Genomic DNA, 23,463 nt, shown 5'->3' on the forward strand with positions numbered 1-23,463 from the left:
TTACACTTTTATTCGTGTTTAGTTCCGCTCAGCCTAGGATTTTATCCAGCAGACAATGGTCACCAATGCTGGCCAGGTCACGACAGCCAGTCAGCGCCATGGCCACTTCCAGCTCAGCTCGCAGCAATTGCACCACATGCGCCACCCCACTCGCCCCGGCAGTGGCTAGGCCATAGACATAAGGCCGCCCGACCAATACAGCATCGGCGCCCAGAGCCAGGGCCTTGAACACATCCGTACCACGCCGGATACCGCCATCGAGCAGCAGTGGCACTCGCCCCTGTACCGCGGCGGCGATTTCCGTCAGCACCTCGATGGTCGCCGGCTGGCCGTCCAGCGTTCGCCCGCCATGGTTGGAGACAATGATGCCATCGACGCCTTCGGCCACCGCGCACTGCGCATCCTCGGCAGTCATCACGCCCTTGAGCAGGATCGGCAGACGCGTCAACGAACGCAGCCAGTGCACATCGGCCCAACCAGGCGCTGCTGCCAATAACGCACCGCCAAGTAGCAGACCACCGCTTGGCGGAGCACTCTCATGCAACGGCTGCATGCCACGCAGATTGACCGCCTCAATGCCCTCAGGCAGAGAAAAGCCCGCGCGCTGTTCACGGTTGCGCATGCCATTCACCGGTGCATCCACCGTCAACACCAGCGCCTGATAACCCGCCGCTTCGGCGCGCCTGACTAACGCTTCGGTAAAGGTTCGATCCGGCTGGATATACAGCTGAAACCACAGCGGGCTATGCGCCTGCTCGGCCACGGCTTCGAGGGACACGCTGGCCTGGGTGCTCAGCACCATGCCCGCCTGCACGGCCGACGCAGCCAGCACCGTAGCAAGCTCACCCTCGACATGCGCCAACTGCTGATACGCCACCGGAGCGAGGAAAATCGGGTGCGCAAAGGCCTGACCAAACAGCTGCAGATGGGTGTTGCCGCCGCTGAGATCGGCCAACACCCGCGTGCGCAGACGAATGCGTTGAAACGCCGCCTGATTCTCCGCCAGGGTCAATTCATCAGCCGCACCACCGGCGATATAGGCCCAGGCCTGGTCACTCATGCGCTCGCGGGCGAGGGGCTCATAGTCCGCCACGGCAGCGACGCTCGGCGGGATCTGCGTCAGTTTCGGCAGCGGCATATCAGTCATGTGTTGGCCCACTGGCGCAGCAGGTTGTGATAAACCCCGGTCAAACGCGCCAGCTCGGCACTCTCCGGCACTTCAAGGGTCAACGCTTGCACTGCCCGATCCAGCTCAAGCAACAGGCTGCGCTGGGTGTCATCGCGCACCAGGCTCTGAATCCAGAAGAACGCCGCATAGCGCGTACCACGGGTTACCGGGTTGACGCGGTGCAGGCTGCTGCCGGGATACAGCACCAGATGCCCAGCCGACAACTTGACGCTGTGGCTGCCGTAGCTGTCCTCGACCACCAACTCACCGCCCTCGTACTCATCCGGATCACTGAAAAACAGCGTGGCCGATAGGTCACTGCGCACTCGATGCGGCGTGCCCGGCACACTGAAAATCGCATTGTCGATGTGGTTGCCATAGGTGCCACCACCGGTATAGCGGTTAAAGCGTGGTGGCAACACTTTCAGCGGCAAAGCAGCCGAGACAAACTGCGGATGGTTGCCCAGGCGCTGCACAATAAAATCGCCAATCTGTACCGCCAAAGGGTCATCCTGGGCCAATTGCTGATTAGCCTTGGCCTTGACCGCCTGATGGCCCGCTGTCAGCCGACCATCCTGCCAACTGGCCTGCTCAAAGGCCTGACGGCACTCACGCACCTGCTCGGGCGTCAGCACATCGGCAATGCTCAACATCATGATTTGCTCTCCTCACCGGTCGCCCTGAGCGCCCGCAACCATCAGCTGCAAATGATTCTAAATAGCTGAGGCGCACTATGACAGCGCCGCACGCCGGGACCGTTGATCCAGCCCAATAAATTGAGCCGATGCCATTGGCCTACCGGCTGGGACACAGCATAAAAAACGCCCCGGATACCAAGGCATCCGGGGCGCGTTTTACGGCCTGAGCAACTTAGAAGCGGAAGTCGGTGCTCAGGGTCAAGGTACGTGGATCACCGAGCATGGCGCGACGACCATTCCAGTTGGTGGAAACGGCGTATTCCTCATCGGTCAGATTATCCAGATTGACCCGCACATCCAGGTTTGGATTGACCGCGTAGGACGCCATCGCATTGAAGGTGGTATAGCTCGGCAGCTTGCCCACTGCGCCGTTGGGGATAATGCGTTCAGCATCGTCCGGACGGCCCAGATAGGACGAACCCACATGCTTGGCACCCGCCCCAATGGTCACGCCAACCGGCAGACGGTAGGTGGTCCACAGGCTACCCGACACACGCGGAGTAAAGGCCAGCTCATCGCCACTGGTACGCACCACCGTGCCGTAGTCACCAGCGTTGGCACGCTTGCGCACGTCGTCCAGGTAGGCGCTGTGCTTGCGCTCGCTGTCCATAAAGACGATGCCGGCAAACACATTCCAGTCGTCAGTAATCTTGCCTGTGGCACTTAGCTCCAGGCCTTTGACGATCTGCTTGCCGTAACCCTTGAGGGTGGCTGGCGCAGGCTGGCCGACATCACGCCCGGTAATCGGCACGTCCTTTTTCACGGTGTAGAACAGCGCAGCAGCCGTCGAGAGGCGCTTGTCGAAGAAGTCCCATTTGGTACCCAGCTCGTAGCTGTCGGCCTTGACCGGACCGGCGCCATCTACCAGCCCTGGCATGGCCTGACCCGCGACGCGGGAAATGTCAGCGTTCGACAGGAAAGAACCTGCTGGCTGCACCGAGCGGCCATAAGCGGCGTAGATGCTGCCGTACTCTACCGGCTTGTACACCAGGCCCAGCTTGCCGGCCACGGTGAACTCGGTGTCATCGTAGCCATCCGGGCCTACAGGTGCGCCGGCAACGGTCTTGCTGCTGATATCGACCTGGTAGTTCTCCAGGCGCAGGCCGCCGGTGACTTGCCACTGTTTGTTCAGCTCGATGGTGTCGTACAGGTACAGAGCCACCGTATCGACTGTCACCTCATTGCGCTCGGCAGCACGCTCGGCGGCCGGTCCCGCACGGTTGTAATCCGGATCAAAGATATTCGCATTGCCCGGATTGATCGCAGCGTAGGTCGCGCCTTCGGATTTCTCACGAGTCAGCTCCAGACCAGTCGCCAGGTTGTGCTGCAGGCTACCAGTAGCGAACTGCGCAGACAGGTTGGTCTGGTTGGACAGGCTGGTGTTGACCCGATCATAGAACTGCGTATCGGTACGCAGCTGATCACCGCCCAGGAACTGGAATGGCACGGTGTAACGCGCATCACGGTCAACCCGCGCCCAGCGAGTCTGGTTGCTCAAGGTCAGGCCAGTGGACAAATCGTGCTCAAGACGCGCCAGGAAGGCATCGCTGGTGGTGTCGTCATAATCGGATTTGAGGCCATAGAACTTGTCGCGATCCACCGACGACAGAGACGGATCATAGACAGCCTTGAGCCCCTTGACCGAGGAACCGGACACGCCCCAGTCCGGACGATCGTTCATCTGCACATGCTCATAGGCGAAGATCGCCCGAGTATCTGTGCCCAGGCCAAAAGCCACCGACGGCGCGATGCCCCAGCTGTTGTTCTCCGCGTGCTCGCGGCCGGCCACGCCGCTGTCTTCCAGCAGCAGGTTGAGGCGCGCGGCGGTGCTGTCGTTGATCACCTGGTTGGTATCCAGGGTCATGCGCTTGCGCGCTTCGGAGTCGTACTGGTCGAAGGCATAGCTGATGCCGCCGCCAATAAACTCTTCCAGGGTCGGGGTCTTGGTCACCAGGTTGATATAACCGCCGGCACCGCCACGGCCGTTATCGGCGGCAGGGCCCTTGGCCACTTCAACCGACTCGACGTTGAACACGTCGCGGGTGTAACTGCCGTTGTCGCGCGCACCGTCGATAAAGATGCTGCCGCTGGTGTCGAAACCACGCAGGCTGAAATTGTTGGTGCCGCTGGCAAAGCCGTTTTCCCCGGCATTGAAGCTAATACCTGGCGTGTTGCTCAGCACGTCCGTCAGGTTGCGTGCGCCCTGCTCCTTGAACAGCGCTTCCGGGATCACGCTGAAGGTTTGCGGCGTATCCAACAGTGGCGCGGTCTGCTTCGGCGAGGAGGCCTTGTCGACCTTATAGCCGGCATCCTGCTGGCCTTTGACCGTAACGCTGCCCAGCTCGACCGGCGTCTTCTCGGCTTCGGCGGCAATGCTGTGGCTGGCGCACGAAGCAATGGCAAAGCCAATGGCACTGGCCAACAGGCGGCGTTGAGGGAGATTTCTGCGCTTTTTATCGTAGTTGTTCATGAGAATCGCTCAGGCTTAAAAACTGACGCGATTCTAATTAGTAAGCACTCTCAATCAATCTTTACATCTCGTTTACAGAAACTCCTTTGTAACAAAATTGTCAGCCTGCCCCGCCGAGCAGAGGTCGAGCTAGCGCAAGCGGAACGACGCAAAGGCTCTAGCGCAAGTAATAGCAACTGAAGCCGGCGTATTGGCTGGCATCTAAGGCGCGGGAAAAATGTTGCGGGCACAAAAAAGGCACGGGATCAGCCCGTGCCTTTTTGCCCAGCGCGAGGCCGACCGTTACAGGTAGAACGACTTCAGCGGCGGGAAGCCGTTGAATTCCACCGCGCTGTAGCTGGTGGTGTAGGCGCCGGTAGACAGCCAGTACAGGCGGTCGCCGATAGCCAGATTGAGCGGCAGGCCGTATTTGTAGTTCTCGTACATGATGTCGGCGCTGTCGCAGGTTGGGCCAGCGATCACCACTTCTTCCACTTCGCCTTTCTTCTCGGTCCAGATCGGGAACTTGATCGACTCGTCCATGGTTTCGATCAGGCCGCTGAACTTGCCCACGTCCACATACACCCAGCGCTCGACAGCGGTGCGCGATTTGCGCGCAACCAGCACCACTTCGCTGACCAGGATGCCGGCATTGGCAATCAGCGAGCGGCCCGGCTCCAGGATGATCTCCGGCAGATCGTCGCCGAAGTCTTCCTTGAGGAAGCGGATGATTTCCTCGGCGTAGGTTTCCAGGCTGTTGGTGCGGGTGATGTAGTTGGCCGGAAAGCCGCCGCCCATGTTGATCAGCTTGAGGACGATGCCGTCTTCTTCTTTAAGGCGCTCGAAGATCACCTTGACCTTGGCAATCGCTGCATCCCATACCGAGATGTCGCGCTGCTGGCTGCCCACGTGGAAGGAGATGCCGTACGGCACCAGGCCCAGATCACGGGCAAGGATCAGCAGATCCATGGCCATGTCGGTCTGGCAGCCGAACTTGCGCGACAGTGGCCAATCGGCCGTGGTCGAGCCTTCGGTAAGGATGCGCACATAGACTTTCGCACCCGGCGCAGCCTTGGCGATATTGCGCAGGTCGGCTTCCGAGTCGGTGGCGAACAGGCGTACGCCTTTCTCGAAGAAGTAGCGAATATCCTTGGATTTCTTGATGGTGTTGCCGTAGCTGATGCGGTCGGGCGTTACGCCACGGCTGAGCACCTTATCCAGCTCGTAGATCGAGGCGATGTCGAAGCTGGAGCCTTTTTCCTTGAGCAGGTCGATGATCTCGACCGCCGGGTTGGCCTTGACCGCGTAGTACACCTTGGCGAATTCGAAACCGGCGCGCAGGTCATCATAGGCCTGGCTGATGATCGCGGTATCGATCAGCACAAACGGGGTTTCCTGGGTGTCGGCAAACGCCTTCATGCGCTGAAAAGTAGCGGGTGCGTAATAGTCTTCGACCTTGATCGACATGCTTGGGACTCCAGTTGGCGGAACCAGTTAAAACGCATTCAGTCAGGCAAACGCTGCGCAGCAGTCACTTGCCTACCATTTAGGGATGCTCGGCGGTTAAACCACGCGAGCCGAACGTCTGATCAGTTTCCCCACTTTGGTTCGCCTACTTCCCAAGGCATGTCGCCGAGTACCCTACGGGTCTCTCGTCGTCAGTACTTGAGCCGGATGGATCGTTGCCAGCATGGACGTTCGGGCGCGAACTTTAGGGCCATGGGGGGCTGAGATCAATCAAAAAATGCCGTGGTTTTGACCCCCTTTGTCGCCTTATTGATTGATCGTTTTATATTCAAAACAAAACGTCAGGAATGCTGCACAAAGCGCGGCAAAACCATGGTTTGGTCCCCTGACTACAGGTCGCCGCGCTGACCGACGTTTACCGTTATAATCGCCGCCTTTTTTGACAGACCGACTATTCAGTCGACGGGTTCCCGCACAATGACCATCCAGGCCACCGAAGTCGGCAAACGCCGTACATTCGCGATCATCTCTCACCCCGACGCCGGTAAGACCACCATTACCGAGAAGCTGCTGCTGATGGGCAAGGCGATTGCCGTGGCCGGTACGGTGAAGTCGCGTAAATCCGACCGGCACGCCACATCCGACTGGATGGAGATGGAAAAGCAACGCGGCATCTCCATCACCACCTCGGTGATGCAGTTCCCCTACCGCGAGCACATGATCAACCTGCTCGACACCCCAGGCCACGAAGACTTCTCGGAAGACACCTACCGCACCCTAACCGCAGTCGACAGCGCGCTGATGGTGCTCGACGGCGGTAAAGGCGTTGAACCACGCACCATTGCGCTGATGGATGTATGCCGCCTGCGCGACACGCCGATCGTCAGCTTCGTCAACAAGCTCGACCGTGATATCCGCGACCCGATCGAGCTGCTCGACGAGATCGAGGCAGTACTGAAGATCAAGGCCGCGCCAATCACCTGGCCGATCGGTTGCTACCGCGACTTCAAGGGTGTGTACCACCTCAAAGGCGACTACATCATCGTCTACACCGCCGGTCACGGCCACGAGCGCACCGAAACCAAAATTATCCAGCATCTCGACTCGGATGAAGCTCGCGCCCACCTGGGCGATGAATACGAACGCTTTATCGAGCAACTGGAGCTGGTGCAGGGCGCCTGCCACGAATTCGACCAAGACGAATTTATGAACGGCCAACTGACCCCGGTGTTCTTCGGCACCGCGCTGGGCAACTTCGGCGTCGACCATGTACTGGATGCGGTGGTCGACTGGGCACCCAAGCCGCTAGCCCGTGTGGCCAACGAGCGCACCGTGGAACCTGTGGAAGAGAAGTTCTCAGGCTTCGTGTTCAAGATCCAGGCGAACATGGACCCTAAGCACCGCGACCGCATCGCCTTTATGCGCATCTGCTCCGGCAAGTACAGCCAGGGCATGAAAATGCGCCATGTGCGCACCGGTAAGGATGTGCGCATTGGCGACGCCCTGACCTTCTTCTCCAGCGAGCGCGAGATGCTGGTCGAGGCCTATGCTGGCGACATCATCGGCCTGCACAACCATGGAACCATCCAGATCGGCGACACCTTCACCGAAGGCGAAGCGCTGGGCTTCACCGGTATCCCGCACTTCGCCCCGGAACTGTTCCGCCGCGTACGTCTGAAAGACCCGCTGAAATCCAAGCAACTGCGCCAGGGCCTTCAGCAGCTGGCCGAAGAAGGCGCGACCCAGGTGTTCTTCCCCGAACGCAGCAACGACATCATCCTCGGCGCAGTCGGTGTACTGCAGTTCGACGTGGTCGCCAGCCGCTTGAAAGAGGAATACAAGGTCGAGTGCGCCTACGAGCCGATCACCGTGTGGTCCGCGCGCTGGATCGACTGCAGCGACAAAAAGAAGCTGGAAGAGTTTTCCAACAAGGCGGTGGAAAACCTCGCCCTGGACGGCGGCGGCCACCTCACCTATCTGGCCCCGACGCGGGTCAACCTGAGCCTGATGGAAGAGCGCTGGCCGGACGTGAAATTCCGCGCGACGCGCGAACACCACTAACCCCTGGCGAAGCCGCGTATGCACGCATGCGCGGCTTTTGCCTCAACATCGAACGCCACACTTCCCACGGACAAGGCACTGGCTTAGGCTGGTTTCTCAACCTACAGGGAGTAACTCCATGCGCACGATGCTCTTCACTGCGTTAAGCCTGCTCGCCAGCTACAGCCTGGCCGGGGTGGAAATCCGCCAACCCTACTGGTTCGTCGAGCTGACTTGCGAGGGCAACCCACAATGCTTTGCGTCGAGTAACGGCAGCTATTCCGCCAACCAGGGGGCCGCTCGCCGCTTTGACGACGCGAACAAAGCGCAGCGTTTTATCGACAGCTTCACCAGTAGCATCAGTGGAAAATCTCCACGAATCGTCCAAGGCTACGACATCGCGTGTGTAAGCGAGGCTGAAGCCCGTCGCCTGCAGCTCTCTGGCAAACCGTGCCAACCTTAACGCCATGCACCTGATCGACACCCACACCCACCTGGACTTCCCCGACTTCGATGCCGATCGCAGCGAGCTGCTGACCCGCTGCCGCAGCCGTGGCATTGAGCGGTTGGTGGTGCTGGGTGTGGATCAGGCCAACTGGCAGCGTGTGTGGGATCTGGCACAGACCGAAGACAGCCTGTACGCGGCTTTCGGCTTGCACCCGGTGTACCTGGATGAACACCAGCCAGAACACCTGAGCGAACTGCGTGACTGGCTGACACGCTGCGCCGGCCACCCCAAGCTTTGCGCCGTGGGCGAGTTCGGTTTGGACTATTTTCTTGAGCAGCTGGACCGCGATCGGCAGCAACAGCTGTTCGAGGCGCAGCTCAAACTCGCCAGCGAATTCGAGCTGCCCGCCCTGCTGCACGTGCGCCGCGCCCATGCCGCGACCATTGCCACGCTCAAGCGCTACAAACCCAAACGCGGTGGAATTATCCACGCCTTCGCCGGCAGCACTGAAGAAGCCCGCGAATACCTCAAGCTTGGCTTCAAACTCGGCCTCGGCGGCGCCCCCACCTGGCCGCAGGCACTGCGTCTGCGCAAGGTGGTGGCGCAACTGCCGCTGGAGGCCATCGTGCTGGAAACCGATTCACCCGACATGGCGCCGTCCATGCACCCCAACCAGCGCAATAGCCCGGAATACCTGCCGGATATCTGCGCGGCCCTGGCCGAGCTACGCGACATCAGTGCCGAAGAGCTAGCCAGCGCCAGCAGCCGTAACGCCGCAGAGTTGTTTGGCTGGGCGCCTGCCTGAGCAGAAGCCTCAGTGACTGATCATCCAAGGCCGGGCACTGGGTTTGGTCTTTAGCGCATGGGGGTTGGCCTTGGTTGGCGCCAGCGGTTTGTTCGGTGTGCAGCAACCACAACCTTTCGGGTGCTTGCGGCTCTGCGCGTACTCCTCAACCGTTTGTGGCGCATTGGCACTGCGTTCGTTGGCCGCAATCGCACGGCGCTGGCTGCCGGACATGGTGGCCAGGCTCGGCGCGCTGAGAATTACCCGCGCGCTGGCACCGCCACACCAAGGGCAGCTGCAGGGCTGGTCACGCTCGGCCATTGGCCGTAGCTGGGTAAAATCACCGCAATCAGTGCAGTCGTATTCGTAAATCGGCATCGCGTTGTTCCTCTTCATCGTGGCAAAGCAACCACCCTCTCCCGTATGCGGGAGAGGGGTCATCGGGTTACTTGTCCGGGGCGATGGGCAGGTCGATGCTGCCATCGAGGAACTTGGTCGGGCCGTTGGCGTTAGGGTTGATATCGAACTCGAAGATCTCCGTCGGCAGCCACAGGGTGGCGCAGGCGTTGGGCACATCGACGATACCGCTGATATGCCCCTGCACCGGCGCCGAGCCGAGCAGCGCATACCCTTGGGCCGGTGAGTAGCCGAACTTGGTCAGGTAGTTGATGGCATTCAGACAGGCCTGTTTGTAGGCGATATTGACGTCCAGGTAGTGCTGCTTGCCGGCCTCGTCCACCGAGATGCCTTCGAAGATCAGGTAGTTCTTGTAGTTCGGGGTGATCGGGCTCGGCTTGAACACCGGGTTCTTGATCCCGTACTTGGCCATGCCGCCTTTGATCAGCTCGACCTTCATATGCACCCAGCCGGCCATCTCGATGGCGCCGCAGAAGGTGATCTCACCGTCGCCCTGGCTGAAGTGCAGATCGCCCACCGACAACCCTGCGCCATTCACATACACCGGGAAGAAAATCTTCGAGCCGCGCGACAGGTCCTTGATGTCGCAGTTACCGCCATGCTCACGCGGCGGCACGGTGCGTGCGCCGGTCAACGCGGCCAGGTCGCGGGCCTCACCCTTCATCTTGCCCATATGTGCAGTCGGCGCCATCGGCGGGTTGGCCAAGGCGGGCACGCGGTGCGGGTCGGTGTCGATCAGTTCCTGCTCGCGCTTGTTCCAGTCGGCGAGCATCTTGTGATCCGGCAGGCAGCCAATCAGGCCGGGATGAATCAACCCGGCGAAGTTAACCCCGGGAATGTGCCGGCTGCTGGTGAACATGCCCTTGAAGTCCCAGATGGCCTTCTGCGCCATCGGGAAGTGATCGGTAAGGAAACCACCGCCGTTCTGCCGCGAGAAGAAGCCGTTGAAGCCCCACTGCGAGTCGGGCATGGCGCCAATGTCGAGCAGGTCGACCACCAGCAGGTCGCCAGGCTCGGCGCCGTGCACACCTACCGGGCCGGACAGGTAATGCACGGTGGACAAGTCCACATCGCGCACATCGCTGGCGTCGTTGTTGTTCTTGATCGCACCGGCGGTCCAGTCATAGGTTTCGAGAATGAAATCGTCACCCGGCTTGACCCAGCATGCCATCGGAATATCCGGGTGCCAGCGGTTGTGGATCTGCTCGTTTTCGGTGGCGGGCTGGTTGAGGTCGACCTTGATCAGCGTTTCGGTCATGACAAAGCTCCTGGGACCATTGAGGGGACTTGGCGCCACGGCGCCGGGGTACGGAGCTAGTCTTGAACGGCGGCGAAAAACCGCAAATACGTCGGATGACGTATGCCCGACACTGGTAATGGCGAGGCTTTTCAGCACTTTTTATTAGCCACGAAAAAGCGGCCAGCGCATGGAGAACACGCCAGCCGCAAAGCTTGAAATTTGAGCTACTGCGGGTGAGCCTTCAGACCGACAGGTAACGGCTGATAGTCGTCTCGTCGACCTTGTCGCGAGTCTCCTCAACCACGAACTTACCCTTCTCGATCACCAGGAAGCGGTCGGCGATTTCCATGGTGAACGACAGCACCTGCTCGGACACCACTATGGTCAGGTCACGCAGGTTGCGAATCTCCTTCAGGGTGCGGGCGATGTCCTTGATGATCGACGGTTGGATGCCCTCGGTCGGCTCATCCAGCAGCAGCACCTTGGGGTTGGTCGCCAGTGCGCGGGCGATGGCCAGTTGCTGTTGCTGACCGCCAGAAAGGTTGCCTCCTTTACGGTGGCGCATCTCCTGCAGCACCGGAAACAGTGCATAGAGATCATCCGGCACCCTGCCCTTGGCCGAGGCTGGCAAACCAGTCTGGATATTTTCCAATACAGTCATGCTGGGGAAGATCATCCGCCCCTGAGGCACGTAGGCGATGCCGCTCTCGACTCGCTGATGAGTCTCCAGCTTGGAAATGTCGCAACCGTCGACACTGATCTGCCCGCCCCATTGCGGCAGCACGCCCATCAGGCTTTTGAACAGGGTGGTCTTGCCCATACCGTTACGGCCCATCACCGCGACAATCTCGCGCTTGGCCACATTCAGGTTGAGGTCATGGAGGATCTGACTCTGGCCATAGCCGGAGGCGAGGTTGCTGATCTGGAACATGGAAAACTCCTTGTTGAACGTGACCCGGATGCCATCCGGGCTAGCGCTGATAGATGCGTGAAGCCACTCAATGCCCCAGGTACACCTCAATCACTTTCGGGTTGCTCTGCACCGCCTCCATGCTGCCTTCGGCCAGCACCTTGCCCTGGTGCAGCACGGTGACCTTGTGCGCGATGCTTTTGACGAACTCCATGTCGTGCTCGATCACCAGCACCGAGCGGCCCTTGCTGATGCGCTTGAGCAGTTCGGCGGTCTGCATGCGTTCGTTGACGCTCATACCAGCCACCGGCTCGTCGAGCATCAGCAGTGCAGGGTCCTGCATCAGCAGCATGCCGATCTCCAGCCACTGCTTCTGGCCGTGGGAGAGCAAGTCGGCCTGCAGGTAGAGGTTGTCAGTAAGCATGATTTCCGCCGCGATCTGCTCGACCCGCGCAATCACCTCGGCGGTGCGTTTGAAGAACAGCGCGCCGAACACCTTGCGCCCCTTGGGGTAGGACATTTCCAGGTTCTCGAACACCGTGAGGTTTTCGTAGATCGAGGGGTTCTGGAACTTGCGCCCGACGCCAGCGCGGACGATGTCGAACTCGCGCATCTTGGTCAGCTCACGGTTCTCGAACTGGATGCTGCCGGCGGTGGCCTTGGTCTTGCCGCAGATCAGATCCAGAACCGTGGTCTTGCCGGCGCCGTTAGGGCCGATCACCACGCGCACTTCGTTGCGGTCGATATACAGATTGAGGTCATCCACCGCCTTGAAACCATCGAACGACACGGTCAGGCCTTCGATGGCCAGCACCGGTTTGGGCATCTGAAATGCACTTGGCTGAGTCATGGGGTGGTCTCCAGTTCACGGGGTTGGCTGCTGGCCACCGGGGCCTCAGCAACAGGTGCTGGCGCGGCCGGCGCTGCAGGTTTGCGAGCCAGCTTGCCCAGCCATTTGCGTCCGTGGCTTTCCCACAGGCCGGCCAGGCCGTTGGGGAAGTACATGACCACGGCGATAAACAGGCCGCCCATCAGGTACAGCCACAGTTCGGGGAAGGTTTCGGAAAAGTAGGTCTTGCCGTAGTTGACCAGCAGGGCGCCGTAGACAGCGCCGAGCAGCGACATACGCCCGCCGACGGCGGCAAAGATCACCATCTCGATCGACGGCACGATGCCGACGAAGCTCGGCGACATAAAGCCCACCTGCAAGGCGAACATCGCCCCGCCGATGGCGGAAAATGCCGCTGCCACGCAGAACACGAAGATCTTGAAGCTGGCCACGTCGTAGCCGGAAAAGCGCACCCGCTCCTCCTTGTCGCGCATCGCCATCAGCAGGCGGCCGAGCTTGGAGGCGAGGATAAAGCGACCGATCAGGATGCAGCCGAACAACAGGAAGGCGTTGATGAAGTAGAGGATCATCTTCGAGCTGTCGTCGCGGATATCCCAGCCCATCAGGGTCTTCAGGTCGGTGATGCCGTTGACCCCACCGGTGAGGCCCTGCTGGCCGATGATCAGCACGGTGAGAATCAGCGCAATCGCCTGGGTAACGATGGAGAAGTACACGTCACCGACACGGCGCTTGAACATCGCCACACCGATTACCAGCGCCAGGATCACCGGCACCGCAATCACCGCCAGCAGGGTGAAGCCAAAGCTGTGGAACGGCTGCCAGAGCAGCGGCAGTTCGGTGATCTGGTTCCAGTCCATAAAGTCCGGAATACCGGGGGTGGACTGGATCTTGGTACTTTCCGGGTCGCTGGCTTCGAGCTTGAGAAACATCGCCATGCAATAGCCGCCGAGGCCGAAGAACACGCCCTGGCCAAGGCTGAGAATGCCACCGTAGCCCCAGCAGAGCACCAGGCCAACGGCGACAAAAGCGTAGGTCAGGTACTTGCCGACCATGTTCAGGCGAAAGGCATCCAGCGCCAGCGGGAACACCACCAGGATCAATGTGGCCAGCACCGCCAGGCCAATCGCGCCCTGCTTGCCGCCAAGAAACTTATCGAGTGTCGGGTTCATGGGACGGCTCCTTACTTGCGCACTTTGATGGAGAACAGCCCTTGCGGACGCAGCATCAGAATCAGGATCACCGCCGACAGGGTGAACACCTTGGCCATCGAACCGCTCATAAAGAACTCCATCAGCGACTGCGCCTGGGCAATGCTGAAGGCCGAGGCAATAGTGCCGAGCAGGCTCGACGCGCCGCCGAAGACCACCACCAGGAAGGTGTCGACGATGTACAGCGAACCGGCGGTCGGCCCGGTCGAGCCGATGGTGGTAAAGGCCGCGCCCGCCACACCGGCCACTCCACAGCCGAGGGCAAAGGTCATGCGGTCGACCTTCTTGGTGTTGATCCCCACGGCGCGGCTCATCACCCGGTTCTGCACCGTGGCGCGCACCTGCAAGCCCCAGCGCGAGCGGTAGAGCATGAGGAAGATCATGCCGGTCATCAGCACGGTGAGGCCCATGACGAACAGGCCGTTACGCGGAATATCGATGGCCTCGGTAGGGTTCCATGAGCCCATCAGCCATTCCGGCAAGGTGGCGCTGACTTCCCGCGCGCCGAAGATCGAGCGGAACGCCTGCTGCATCACCAGCGACAACCCCCAGGTGGCCAGCAAGGTGTCCAGCGGGCGCTGGTAGAGCTTGCTGATCATCGCCCACTCGGCGAGCCAGCCAATCGCGCCGGCGATAAAAAACGACAGCACGATGGCGAGAAAAAAATAGTACGGGCCGAAAAACGGCGCGTATTGCTCGGTCAGTACCGAGACCACGTAGGTGGTGTAGGCACCGATGGTGAGGAACTCACCGTGGGCCATATTGATCACGCCCATCTGACCGAAGATGATCGCCAGCCCCAGGGCCATCAGCAGCAAGACGCAGAAAACGGACAAGCCGTTGAAGCCCTGCATGGCCGCGATGGCACCAAATTCCGATAGCCATTCCATGATGATGGTCTCCAGCTGGAAGAAAGAAACGCGTCAGCCCTTAAGGCGTCAGGCGCACCCTTGCGGGTACGCCCTGCCCTGAGTCCGGCTTATGCCGCTGTTACTGGTAGCCTTTCGGGAATGGGTTCGGCTCAATCAGGTCGGATTCGAACACCACCTTGAACTGGCCATCCTTCTGCACCTGGCCGATGCGGGTCTTGCTCCACAGGTGATGGTTGTCGTGCACCTTGACGTAGCCTTCCGGCGCAGTGGTCAGCTCGATGCCTGGGGAGGCAGCGGCCACCTTGTCGACATCGAAGCTGCCGGCTTTTTCGACCGCTGCCTTCCACAGCCATGGGCCGAGATAGGCGGCCTGGGTCACGTCACCGATCACTGCGTCCTTGCCGAACTTGGCCTTGAAGGCTTCAACGAAGGCTTTGTTGTTCGGGTTGTCGAGGCTCTGGAAGTACTTCATCGAGGCGTAGAAGCCGTCCATGTTCTCGCCGCCAATACCCAGCAGTTCATCCTCGGTGACCGACAGGGTCAGCAGGTTCTGTTTGGCACTGGTTACGCCGGCGGCTTTCATCTGCTTGTAGAAGGCCACGTTGGAACCACCGACCACTGCGGTGAAGACCACGTCAGGCTTCTTCAGCTTGACCTTGTTGATCAGCGAACCGAACTGGGTGTTGCCCAGCGGGTAGTACTCCTCGCCCACCACCTTGCCGCCGAGCACGTTCTCGATGTGCTTGCGCGCGATCTTCATCGAGGTGCGCGGCCAGATGTAGTCCGAACCGATCAGGTAGAAGGTCTTGGCGCCCTTCTCCTTGGCGATCCAGTCGAGGCCAGCGAGGATCTGCTGGGTGGCTTCCTGGCCGGTGTAGATAACGTTCTTCGACTGCTCCAGTCCTTCATAGAAGGTCGGGTAGTAGAGCAGGCCGTTTTCCTTCTCGAACACCGGCAGTACGGCCTTGCGTGAGGCCGAGGTCCAGCAACCGAACACGGCAGCGACCTTGTCGCCGACCAGCAGCTTCTTGGCTTTTTCCGCGAAGGTCGGCCAGTCGGAGGCACCGTCTTCCTGAATGATCTTGATCTGCCGGCCGAGGATGCCGCCGCTGGCGTTGATCTGCTCGATGGCCAGACGCTCAGCCTGGATCGAACCGGTTTCGGAAATGGCCATGGTGCCGGTGGCCGAGTGCAGCTGACCGACCGTCACTTCGGTGTCGGTCACGGCCAGGCCGGTGGTATTGACGTCGGCCAGAGCCATCTGGCTGAACACACTGGCCGCCAGCAGCGAGAGTGCCGCAGCACCCAACGCTAGCCGACGAGGGAGAAAGCGAGTCGGTGAATCCATGGTCATGCTCCTCTGGTGGTTTTCCTCCCTGGCTCGCCTTGCGGGTACCAGTTCGGTTCGCCACCAGCATGCGTTTGCCACCGGCGCGGGCGGTATACGCAGCATGACGTAACGGCATACGTCATCTGACGTACTGCCGCGCGCCCCACGCTGGTGCAAGCTCACGCCCGAGCTGCTGGCAGATAGAAGCTCGCGCGCGCAAGGACGGCGGTTGCAGACACGGGGCATGGATGTTGCAAATTCAAACAAGCGTATTAGTCACGACTCTGGAGCGTCCTTGTGCAACCGACCGGTACCCAGCGCATCGTCAAGATCCGCCGCGACTACAACAGCTGGGTCGCCGACGAGACCATGGAAGACTACGCCCTGCGTTTCACCCCCAAGTCGTTTCGCAAATGGTCAGAGCTGCGCATCGCCAACACCGCCCTGAGCGCGGTGTCGTTTCTCGCCCTGGAGGCCATCGGCGGTGCTCTGGCGCTGAGCTACGGCTTTACCAACACGTTGTGGGCCATCCTCGCGGTGAGCCTGGTGATCTTTCTCACCGGTCTGCCGATCAGCTACTACGCCGCGCGCTATGGCGTGGACATGGATCTGCTGACCCGCGGCGCCGGCTTCGGCTATATCGGTTCGACCATCACCTCGCTGATCTACGCCAGCTTCACCTTCCTGTTCTTTGCCCTCGAAGCGGCGATCATGGCCCTGGCACTGGAGCTGTACTTCAACATCCCGTTAGCGTTGGCCTATGTGATCTGCTCGGTGATCGTCATCCCCCTGGTGGCCTACGGCATTACCCTGATCAACCGCTTGCAGATGTGGACCCAGCCGCTGTGGCTGTTTCTGCTGTTCCTGCCCTACATCTTCGTCATCGGCAAAAACCCCGAAGCACTCAGTGACTGGACCAGTTTCGCCGGCCGTGAAGGCGAAGGTGGCGCGTTCAACCTGCTGTATTTCGGCGCCGCCTGCACCGTGGCCCTGGCGTTGGTCACGCAGATTGGCGAACAGGTCGACTACCTGCGTTTTCTCCCGGAAAAGACCCGGCGCAACCGCAAACGCTGGTGGGCCGCCCTGCTGATGGCCGGGCCCGGCTGGATCATCCCCGGTGCGCTGAAGATGCTCGCCGGCGCCTTTCTGGCCTTTCTCGCGTTGCAACATGAAATCCCCATGGAACGCGCCGCCGAGCCGACGCAGATGTACCTGGTGGCGTTCAACTATGTATTCAGCTCACCGGAGTGGGCGCTGGCAGCGATGGTGCTGTTCGTTATCGTCAGCCAGGTGAAGATCAACATGACCAACGCCTACGCCGGCTCGCTGGCCTGGTCGAACTTCTTTGCCCGCGTTACCCACAGCCATCCGGGGCGCGTGGTGTGGCTGGTGTTTAACGTCGCCATCGCGCTGATGCTGATGGAGCTGGGGGTGTTCCAGGCCATTGAGGAAGTGCTCGGCCTGTACGCCAACATCGCCATCGCCTGGATCGGCGCGGTGGTGGCTGATCTGGTGATCAATAAGCCGCTGGGCCTGTCGCCCAAGCACATCGAGTTCAAGCGCGCGCACCTCTACGATATCAACCCGGTGGGTGTCGGCGCCATGCTGATCGCCTCCTTGCTGTCGATCCTGGCCCACGGTGGCTTGTTCGGCGCCTTTGCCCAGGCCGCCTCGCCGCTCGTTGCACTCGGCTCGGCCATGCTCTTCGCCCCGCTGATCGCCTGGCTCACTGGTGGACGCTACTACCTTGCGCGCAGCAGCGACCCGTTGCTGCTCTACCCCCTCGGCGTCAGCACCAGCGCGCAATGCGGCCTGTGCAGCAATGCCTTCGAGAGCGAGGACATGGCCTTCTGCCCGGCCTACAGCACGCCGATCTGCTCGCTGTGCTGCTCACTCGACGCGCGTTGTGGCGATGCCTGCAAACCGCGCGCACGGCTGTCCGAACAGCTCGACGACTTTATCCGCTGGCTGTTCCCGCGGGTTTCGATCCCACGCCTGCACAGCCGCCTGGCGCAGTACCTCGGGTTGCTGACGATCTTGGTGGCGTTGCTGTTCGGCGCACTGGCGCTGATCTACAGCCAGGTATCCCTGGGTTTGGTGGCGCAATCGGCGGAGGCGCAAGAGACGCTCTACCTGGCTTTTCTCAAAGCCTTTCTGACCCTGTCGCTGTTTGCCGCGATTCTCGCCTGGTGGGTGGTGCTGACCCGCGAAAGCCGCCGGGTGGCCCAGGAGGAATCCGACCGCCAGACCCAGCTGCTGATGCAGGAGATCGAAGCCCACCGCAAGACTGACGAAGCCCTGCAGAAAGCCAAGGAAGCCAGCGAAGCCGCCAACGCGGCCAAGAGCCGCTACGTCACCGGCCTGTCCCATGAGCTGCGCACGCCGCTCAACAGCATCCTCGGCTATACGCAGATTCTGCAGCGCGATGCGGGCATGCCCGGACAACATCAGGATGCCCTGGCCACCATTTTTCGCAGTGGCTCGCACCTGCTGTCACTGATTGACGGGCTGCTCGATGTGGCCAAGATCGAGGCCGGTAAGCTCAACCTGGAGCTGACGGAAATCCCTTTCCCCGAATTTATCCACCAGCTCGAACGCATGTTCACCCCGCAGGCCGAGGAAAAAGGCCTGCGCTTTCGCCTGGAAACCAGCGGGCGTATGCCGGCGGTGGTACGCGGCGACGAGAAGCGCGTGCGGCAAATCCTGATCAACCTGCTCGGCAACGCGGTGCGCTTTACCGACATCGGCGAGGTCTGCCTGCGCGTCAGCTACCTGCGCGAAACCGCCAGCTTCGAGATCGTCGACACCGGCATCGGCATCGACCCCGAGCAGATCGAACGAATCTTCCAACCGTTCGAGCGCGGCGACCTGATGCGCCAGGACAACGGCGTCGGCCTCGGCCTGACCATTACGCGCATGCTCACCTCATTGATGGGCGGCGAACTGTCGGTGAAAAGTGTGCTGGGCCAGGGCACGAGCTTCCAGGTGCGCCTGTTCCTCTCCGAGGTGCGCGTGCCGCAGGCGGTGGTGCATGTAGAGCACGACATCATTGGTTATCAGGGCCCGCGCCGGCTGATCCTGGTGGTGGATGACCATATCGAACACCGCCGCGTGCTGGCCGGCATGCTCGAACCGCTGGGTTTCAGCATCGCCCAGGCCGCCAGTGGCCAGGAAGCCATCCGCCAGGTTGCGCTGCTGCAGCCTGACCTGATCCTCATGGACCTGTCGATGCCACAGATGGACGGCTGGGAAACCAGCCGACTGATTCGCCGCAATGCACAAAGCCAGGCCCCAATCATTGTGATCTCGGCCAACGCCTTTGCCGATGACCGTGAACGCAGCGTCAGCGCCGACTGCAGTGACTACCTGGCCAAACCGGTGCATACCCCCGAGTTACTCGAACGCATCCACAAACACCTCGACCTGCAGTGGTTGCGGCGCACGCTGCAACTCCCGGCCGCCACACAAAATGCGACTGTTCGCCCTAGCGCCACTGATCTCGAAGCGCTGCGCGAGCTCGGCGCCATGGGCTATATCCGCGGCATTCTGGAGAAACTCGACGCCATTGATCGGCTGACACCCGCCAGCACCGGCTTCACCGCGCCCTTGCGGGCCCTGGTGAAAAGCTACCGCCTGGACGAATTCAACCGCCAACTCAAGGAGGCCGAACATGAACGCGCTGACCAATCCATCTGAGCACAACCCCAGCCCGGCCGAACGCGGGGTGATCCTGATCGTCGATGACACCCCGGACAACCTGGCGCTGCTCTCCGATGCCCTCGATGAAGTGGGCTATATGGTGCTGGTGGCGCTGGATGGCCTGAGCGCGCTGAGCCGCATCCAGCGCCGGCGCCCGGACCTGATTCTGCTCGACGCGATGATGCCGGGGCTGGACGGCTTCGAGACCTGCCAGCGAATCAAGGCCGATGCCGCCACCGCCGATATTCCGGTGCTGTTTATGACCGCATTGACCGACAGCGAGCATGTGGTCAAAGGCTTCGAGGCTGGCGGCATCGACTACGTGACCAAGCCGATCAATACCGAGGAAGTACTCGCCCGCGTGGCCTCACACCTGCGCACCGCGCGTATCCTGCAAACGGCGCGCGCCGCCAGCCAGGCGCAACCGCTAACGCTGAACGACGAGCCCGCCTATGCCACCCTCTCGGCGCGCTTCCAGCTGACCGAACGTGAAGTGGAAGTGTTGCGCTGGGTGGCCTGCGGCAAGACCAACCGCGACATCGGCGACATTCTCGGCCTCAGCCCGCGCACGGTGAACAAACACCTGGAGCACGTCTACATCAAACTCGGCGTGGAAACTCGCACCGCCGCCACCTCGGTAGCCCTCTCCGCCATGGCCGAGCGCGCCTGAACCAGGCTGACAGCCAGGCATAAAAAAACCCGCCAAGGCGGCGGGTTTTGCTGGGCAGTGGCGAATCAGACGCGGAATGCACCGATCAACTGTTTGAGACGCGCCACCAGCCCGGACAGCTCGCGGCTGGCCTGCTCAGTTTGGCTGGCACCTTCGGCAGTACGCTCACCGGCCTGGCTGATCTCGACAATGTTCTGGTCGATATCCTGCGCCACGGCGGTCTGCTCTTCAGCGGCGGTGGCGATCTGCTGGTTCTGGTCGACGATCATGCCCACCGCGCCCAGGATATTTTCCAGCGCCTGCTGCACCTTGCCCGATTCATTGACGGTGGTGTCGGCCATCTGGTGGCTGGCGTTCATCGCCTTGACCGCCGCGCCGACACCACTCTGCAGCTTGGCGATCATCGACTCGATTTCTTCGGTGGACTGCTGCGTGCGCTTGGCCAGATTACGCACTTCATCGGCCACCACGGCAAAGCCACGCCCCTGTTCGCCGGCCCGCGCAGCCTCGATGGCAGCGTTGAGCGCGAGCAAATTGGTCTGTTCAGCAATGCCCTTGATCACGTCCAGCACCTGGCTGATCGAAGCGCTGTCGCTGGCCAGCTTGTTGATCACCGCCACCGACTGGTCGATCTCTCCGGCCAGACGCTGGATGCTGCCCACCTGGGACTCGACCAGCGCGCGACCGCTGACCGTTTCATCATTCACACTCTGCGCACTACCTACTGCCGCGGCTGCGCTGTGCGCCACTTCCTGAGCGGTGGCCGACATCTGATTCATTGCGGTGGCGATCAGGTCGATCTGCCCACGCTGACCGGCAACCGCCTGGTTACTTTCACCGGAGACCTGCTGCACGCGGTCCGCCTGGCGCTCAACCTCAACCACGGTCTGCCCCACGCGCTCGATCAACTGGTGGATCTTGCTCACCGTTTCATTGAACACCTGACCCAGCTCGCCCAGCTCGTCCTGGCTCTGCGCCTTGAAGCTGACGGTCATATCGCCAGCAGCCACCTGATTCATCACCTGGCCGAGCTTTTTCAGGGTGGTACGGATCGATACGTAGAAGCCGCCGTACAGGTAGACGATCAGCAGGAACACCACCACCAGGGCCGCGACCAGCAGCACCATCTGCGTACGGTTTTCCTCCAGGCGCACCTGCAGCTGCTTGTCGAGGAATACCAGGACTATCTCATTGAGCTGGTAGGTCTGCGCCATGGCACCGCTGATATCCGCGTAGAACTGCGCCCAGGGCGTATCCAGCGAGTCGGCGATTACCACCTTGTCCTCAAACAGCACTGCAGTGGTTTTCAAGGTTTCCAGGCTGCTTGCGGCTTGGCTGGCGAGCTCTGTGCGGGCCTGCGCGCTGCTGTTGAGTGATGTTTGCAGGTTCAAGCCGTACTCGGCATGCAGCTTTTCCAGCTCCAGCAGCAGTTCATCAAACGTGGTGCTGGCCGATGAGTTGAGAAAGCCCTGGGCCAGGGAGTAGGCGCCTACCGCACGCCCTTCGCTCAGCACTGCGGTGACCTTGGGCGTGTCCACGGTGACCAGTTCGATCATCTGTCGTACGGAGCCCTGGCGGTCCTGGCTCAAGCCGGCTTGAGCGGCGACCAGCTTGATAAACACCTGAGAGCTGCCCAGCAGTTTTTCCGCAAGAGCAATCTTGCCCTGCAGCGAAGTTTCGGCCTGCACCGCGCCCAGCTCAGCAATCAGCTGATCGCGCTTGCTGTTGAATTCCTCGATCTGCTCAGGCTCGCGTACCACCGCCGCCATGCCCTGCAATGCCTCGCCGATGCTGCCTTGCAGCTTGACCAGCCGCGCTTCAAGATCACCCGCCTGACCAGACTGGCCGATCATCGCGTTGACCTCGGTGAGATCGACGAAGTCTTCAAGATTGCGCCGCAGCGTCAGGCTTTCGCCGAGCAGATCAATGCTCTCGAGAGCCGCCTGGGTGCTGACGAACTGCCGATAGGAGTCACGTACCAGGTAAAAGTTGGTGACCAGCATGGGCAGAAAGAACAGAACACTGATCAGACTGAACTTCATGCCGAAGCTGAGGCGATTCATTAGCGCGATGGCCGGATACAACACGGTCTTCACAGGACGTCTCCAGTTCTAATTATTGTCGTGTAAGGTTACAAAACGGCCGTTCAGAATCTCAAACGGCGGCTTGTATGTCCCTTGCGGCTCGACCTGTGGCATTTGCATCAACGGGGTAAATACGGGCAGATTAATGTGATCAATGTCACAAAATAACGGTCGAGCATGGCGTCATGTATACCTCTTATCGACCCCAACCTCTGTAACTTAAGGTTAATGATGCGCACACAACTGAAACTCGGCATTGATCTGGGTGGCAGCAAAGTCGAAATAATCGCACTGGAAAACGGCCAGCAAGTCTTGCGCCGCCGCGCCCCAACGCCGCAGGGCGATTACCCGAAAACCGTCGCCCTGATTGCCAGCTTAGTTGAAGATTGCGAGCGCGAACTGGGCAGCCGTGGCAGCGTCGGTGTCGGTATCCCCGGCACCCGCTCCCCCGACCATGGGCGGATCAAGAATGCCAACTCGCAGTGTTTGATCGGCGAGGACCTGCAGGCCGATCTTGAGCAACGGCTACAGCGGCCAGTGCGCCTGGCCAATGACGCCGACTGCTTTGCTCTCTCAGAAGCCTGCGATGGCGCAGGCGAAGGTGCCCAGAGTGTTTTCGGAGTTATTCTCGGTACGGGCGTCGGTGGCGGGCTGGTCGTGCGCCAGCAGCTGCTTAGCGGACCGAATGCCATTGCCGGCGAATGGGGGCACAACCCGCTGCCCTGGCGACGTAATGACGATGGCCCGAACCGCCGTTGTTATTGCGGCCAGGATGACTGCATCGAAACCTTTCTCAGCGGCCCAGGTTGGGCAGCCCGCAGCAATCTTGGCCTCGACGCAAGCGCCCAGGTGAGCGCCGCTGAAGCTGGTGATTCAGCCGCACAGCAGGCCGTTGCACGCTACTGCGACCAACTGGCGCGCGGCCTGGCATCGGTGATCAACCTGATTGATCCGCATGTGATCGTGCTGGGAGGCGGTATGTCCAATTGCACAGCCCTTTACTCCCAGGTAGTGCCCCTGTTGCCGCGTTATGTGTTCTCCGATCAGGTCAACACGCGCCTGGTACAGGCCAAGCACGGCGACTCCAGCGGTGTGCGCGGCGCGGCCTGGCTGTGGAACGAATAAGCGA

The 23,463-nt window shown here is 60.9% G+C and carries 18 protein-coding genes and 1 pseudogene; 6 read left to right on the plus strand and 13 right to left on the minus strand.

What is annotated here, in order from left to right:
- Positions 1-28: 28 nt before the first annotated feature.
- The 4 genes from RHP75_RS17370 to RHP75_RS17385 form a co-directional block, all read right to left on the minus strand.
- Positions 29-1,138 carry an alpha-hydroxy acid oxidase gene (locus RHP75_RS17370; protein WP_409079745.1) on the minus strand — a complete coding sequence of 370 codons (1,110 nt, stop codon included), beginning with the start codon at positions 1,136-1,138 and terminating at the stop codon, positions 29-31.
- Between the two features lie 5 nt (positions 1,139-1,143).
- Positions 1,144-1,824, minus strand: coding sequence for a Fe2+-dependent dioxygenase (locus RHP75_RS17375; RefSeq protein ID WP_311089289.1), 681 nt, complete (start codon positions 1,822-1,824; stop codon positions 1,144-1,146).
- Between the two features lie 214 nt (positions 1,825-2,038).
- Complete coding sequence (locus RHP75_RS17380; RefSeq protein ID WP_311089290.1) at positions 2,039-4,336, minus strand: TonB-dependent siderophore receptor; 2,298 nt, start codon at positions 4,334-4,336, stop codon at positions 2,039-2,041.
- Between the two features lie 282 nt (positions 4,337-4,618).
- Positions 4,619-5,782 carry a type III PLP-dependent enzyme gene (locus RHP75_RS17385; protein WP_311089291.1) on the minus strand — a complete coding sequence of 388 codons (1,164 nt, stop codon included), beginning with the start codon at positions 5,780-5,782 and terminating at the stop codon, positions 4,619-4,621.
- A 477-nt stretch (positions 5,783-6,259) separates the two neighbouring features.
- Here RHP75_RS17385 and RHP75_RS17390 point away from each other — a divergent pair, with 477 nt between their 5' ends.
- From RHP75_RS17390 to RHP75_RS17400, 3 genes are all read left to right on the plus strand, one after another.
- Positions 6,260-7,843: a peptide chain release factor 3 gene (locus tag RHP75_RS17390; RefSeq protein WP_311089292.1), complete on the plus strand. Its 1,584-nt coding sequence runs from the start codon at positions 6,260-6,262 to the stop codon at positions 7,841-7,843.
- 118 nt (positions 7,844-7,961) lie between these two features.
- The gene (locus RHP75_RS17395; RefSeq protein ID WP_311089293.1) at positions 7,962-8,285 is read left to right on the plus strand and encodes a hypothetical protein; all 324 of its coding nucleotides are present in this window, start codon (positions 7,962-7,964) and stop codon (positions 8,283-8,285) included.
- Positions 8,286-8,289: 4 nt separating this feature from the next.
- Entirely contained in the window at positions 8,290-9,075 is a 786-nt protein-coding gene (locus tag RHP75_RS17400) for a TatD family hydrolase (protein ID WP_311089294.1), read from the plus strand.
- 9 nt (positions 9,076-9,084) lie between these two features.
- On the opposite strand, the gene RHP75_RS17405 is transcribed toward RHP75_RS17400, so the two are convergent.
- From RHP75_RS17405 to urtA, 7 genes are all read right to left on the minus strand, one after another.
- Complete coding sequence (locus RHP75_RS17405; protein ID WP_160085513.1) at positions 9,085-9,432, minus strand: zinc ribbon domain-containing protein; 348 nt, start codon at positions 9,430-9,432, stop codon at positions 9,085-9,087.
- Positions 9,433-9,499: 67 nt separating this feature from the next.
- Entirely contained in the window at positions 9,500-10,729 is a 1,230-nt protein-coding gene (gene fmdA / locus RHP75_RS17410) for a formamidase (RefSeq protein ID WP_311089295.1), read from the minus strand.
- A 223-nt stretch (positions 10,730-10,952) separates the two neighbouring features.
- Entirely contained in the window at positions 10,953-11,642 is a 690-nt protein-coding gene (gene urtE, locus RHP75_RS17415) for an urea ABC transporter ATP-binding subunit UrtE (RefSeq protein ID WP_311089296.1), read from the minus strand.
- Between the two features lie 67 nt (positions 11,643-11,709).
- Positions 11,710-12,471 (minus strand): urea ABC transporter ATP-binding protein UrtD, encoded by a 762-nt coding sequence (gene urtD / locus RHP75_RS17420; RefSeq protein WP_311089297.1) that lies wholly within the window; start codon positions 12,469-12,471, stop codon positions 11,710-11,712.
- Positions 12,468-13,640, minus strand: a complete 1,173-nt coding sequence (gene urtC / locus RHP75_RS17425; RefSeq protein ID WP_311089298.1) for an urea ABC transporter permease subunit UrtC — start codon at positions 13,638-13,640, stop codon at positions 12,468-12,470. The genes urtD and urtC overlap by 4 nt, the downstream gene beginning before the upstream one ends.
- An 11-nt stretch (positions 13,641-13,651) precedes the next feature.
- A complete protein-coding gene (gene urtB, locus RHP75_RS17430; protein WP_167354428.1) occupies positions 13,652-14,569 on the minus strand; it encodes an urea ABC transporter permease subunit UrtB in 918 nt (305 codons plus the stop codon).
- A 100-nt stretch (positions 14,570-14,669) separates the two neighbouring features.
- Positions 14,670-15,899 (minus strand): urea ABC transporter substrate-binding protein, encoded by a 1,230-nt coding sequence (gene urtA, locus RHP75_RS17435; RefSeq protein ID WP_311089299.1) that lies wholly within the window; start codon positions 15,897-15,899, stop codon positions 14,670-14,672.
- 279 nt (positions 15,900-16,178) lie between these two features.
- Between urtA and RHP75_RS17440 the strand changes: the two genes are divergently transcribed.
- Together RHP75_RS17440 and RHP75_RS17445 are read left to right on the plus strand one after the other, a co-directional pair.
- Positions 16,179-19,577 carry a response regulator gene (locus RHP75_RS17440; RefSeq protein ID WP_311089300.1) on the plus strand — a complete coding sequence of 1,133 codons (3,399 nt, stop codon included), beginning with the start codon at positions 16,179-16,181 and terminating at the stop codon, positions 19,575-19,577.
- Positions 19,552-20,250 carry a response regulator gene (locus RHP75_RS17445; RefSeq protein ID WP_311089301.1) on the plus strand — a complete coding sequence of 233 codons (699 nt, stop codon included), beginning with the start codon at positions 19,552-19,554 and terminating at the stop codon, positions 20,248-20,250. The genes RHP75_RS17440 and RHP75_RS17445 overlap by 26 nt, the downstream gene beginning before the upstream one ends.
- Positions 20,251-20,315: 65 nt before the next feature.
- Here RHP75_RS17445 and RHP75_RS21360 read toward each other — a convergent pair whose 3' ends face one another.
- Complete coding sequence (locus RHP75_RS21360; RefSeq protein ID WP_409079746.1) at positions 20,316-21,245, minus strand: methyl-accepting chemotaxis protein; 930 nt, start codon at positions 21,243-21,245, stop codon at positions 20,316-20,318.
- Positions 21,222-22,313 (minus strand): annotated as a pseudogene (locus tag RHP75_RS21365) (methyl-accepting chemotaxis protein); the annotation flags it as partial. The gene RHP75_RS21360 and the pseudogene RHP75_RS21365, both read right to left, overlap by 24 nt.
- A gap of 252 nt (positions 22,314-22,565) precedes the next feature.
- Here RHP75_RS21365 and RHP75_RS17455 point away from each other — a divergent pair.
- The gene (locus RHP75_RS17455) at positions 22,566-23,459 is read left to right on the plus strand and encodes an ROK family protein (RefSeq protein ID WP_311089303.1); all 894 of its coding nucleotides are present in this window, start codon (positions 22,566-22,568) and stop codon (positions 23,457-23,459) included.
- Positions 23,460-23,463 lie beyond the last annotated feature (4 nt).

Origin of the sequence: Pseudomonas sp. SG20056 (assembly GCF_031764535.1) — a bacterium.
In the GTDB taxonomy this organism is placed as follows: Bacteria; Pseudomonadota; Gammaproteobacteria; order Pseudomonadales; family Pseudomonadaceae; genus Aquipseudomonas.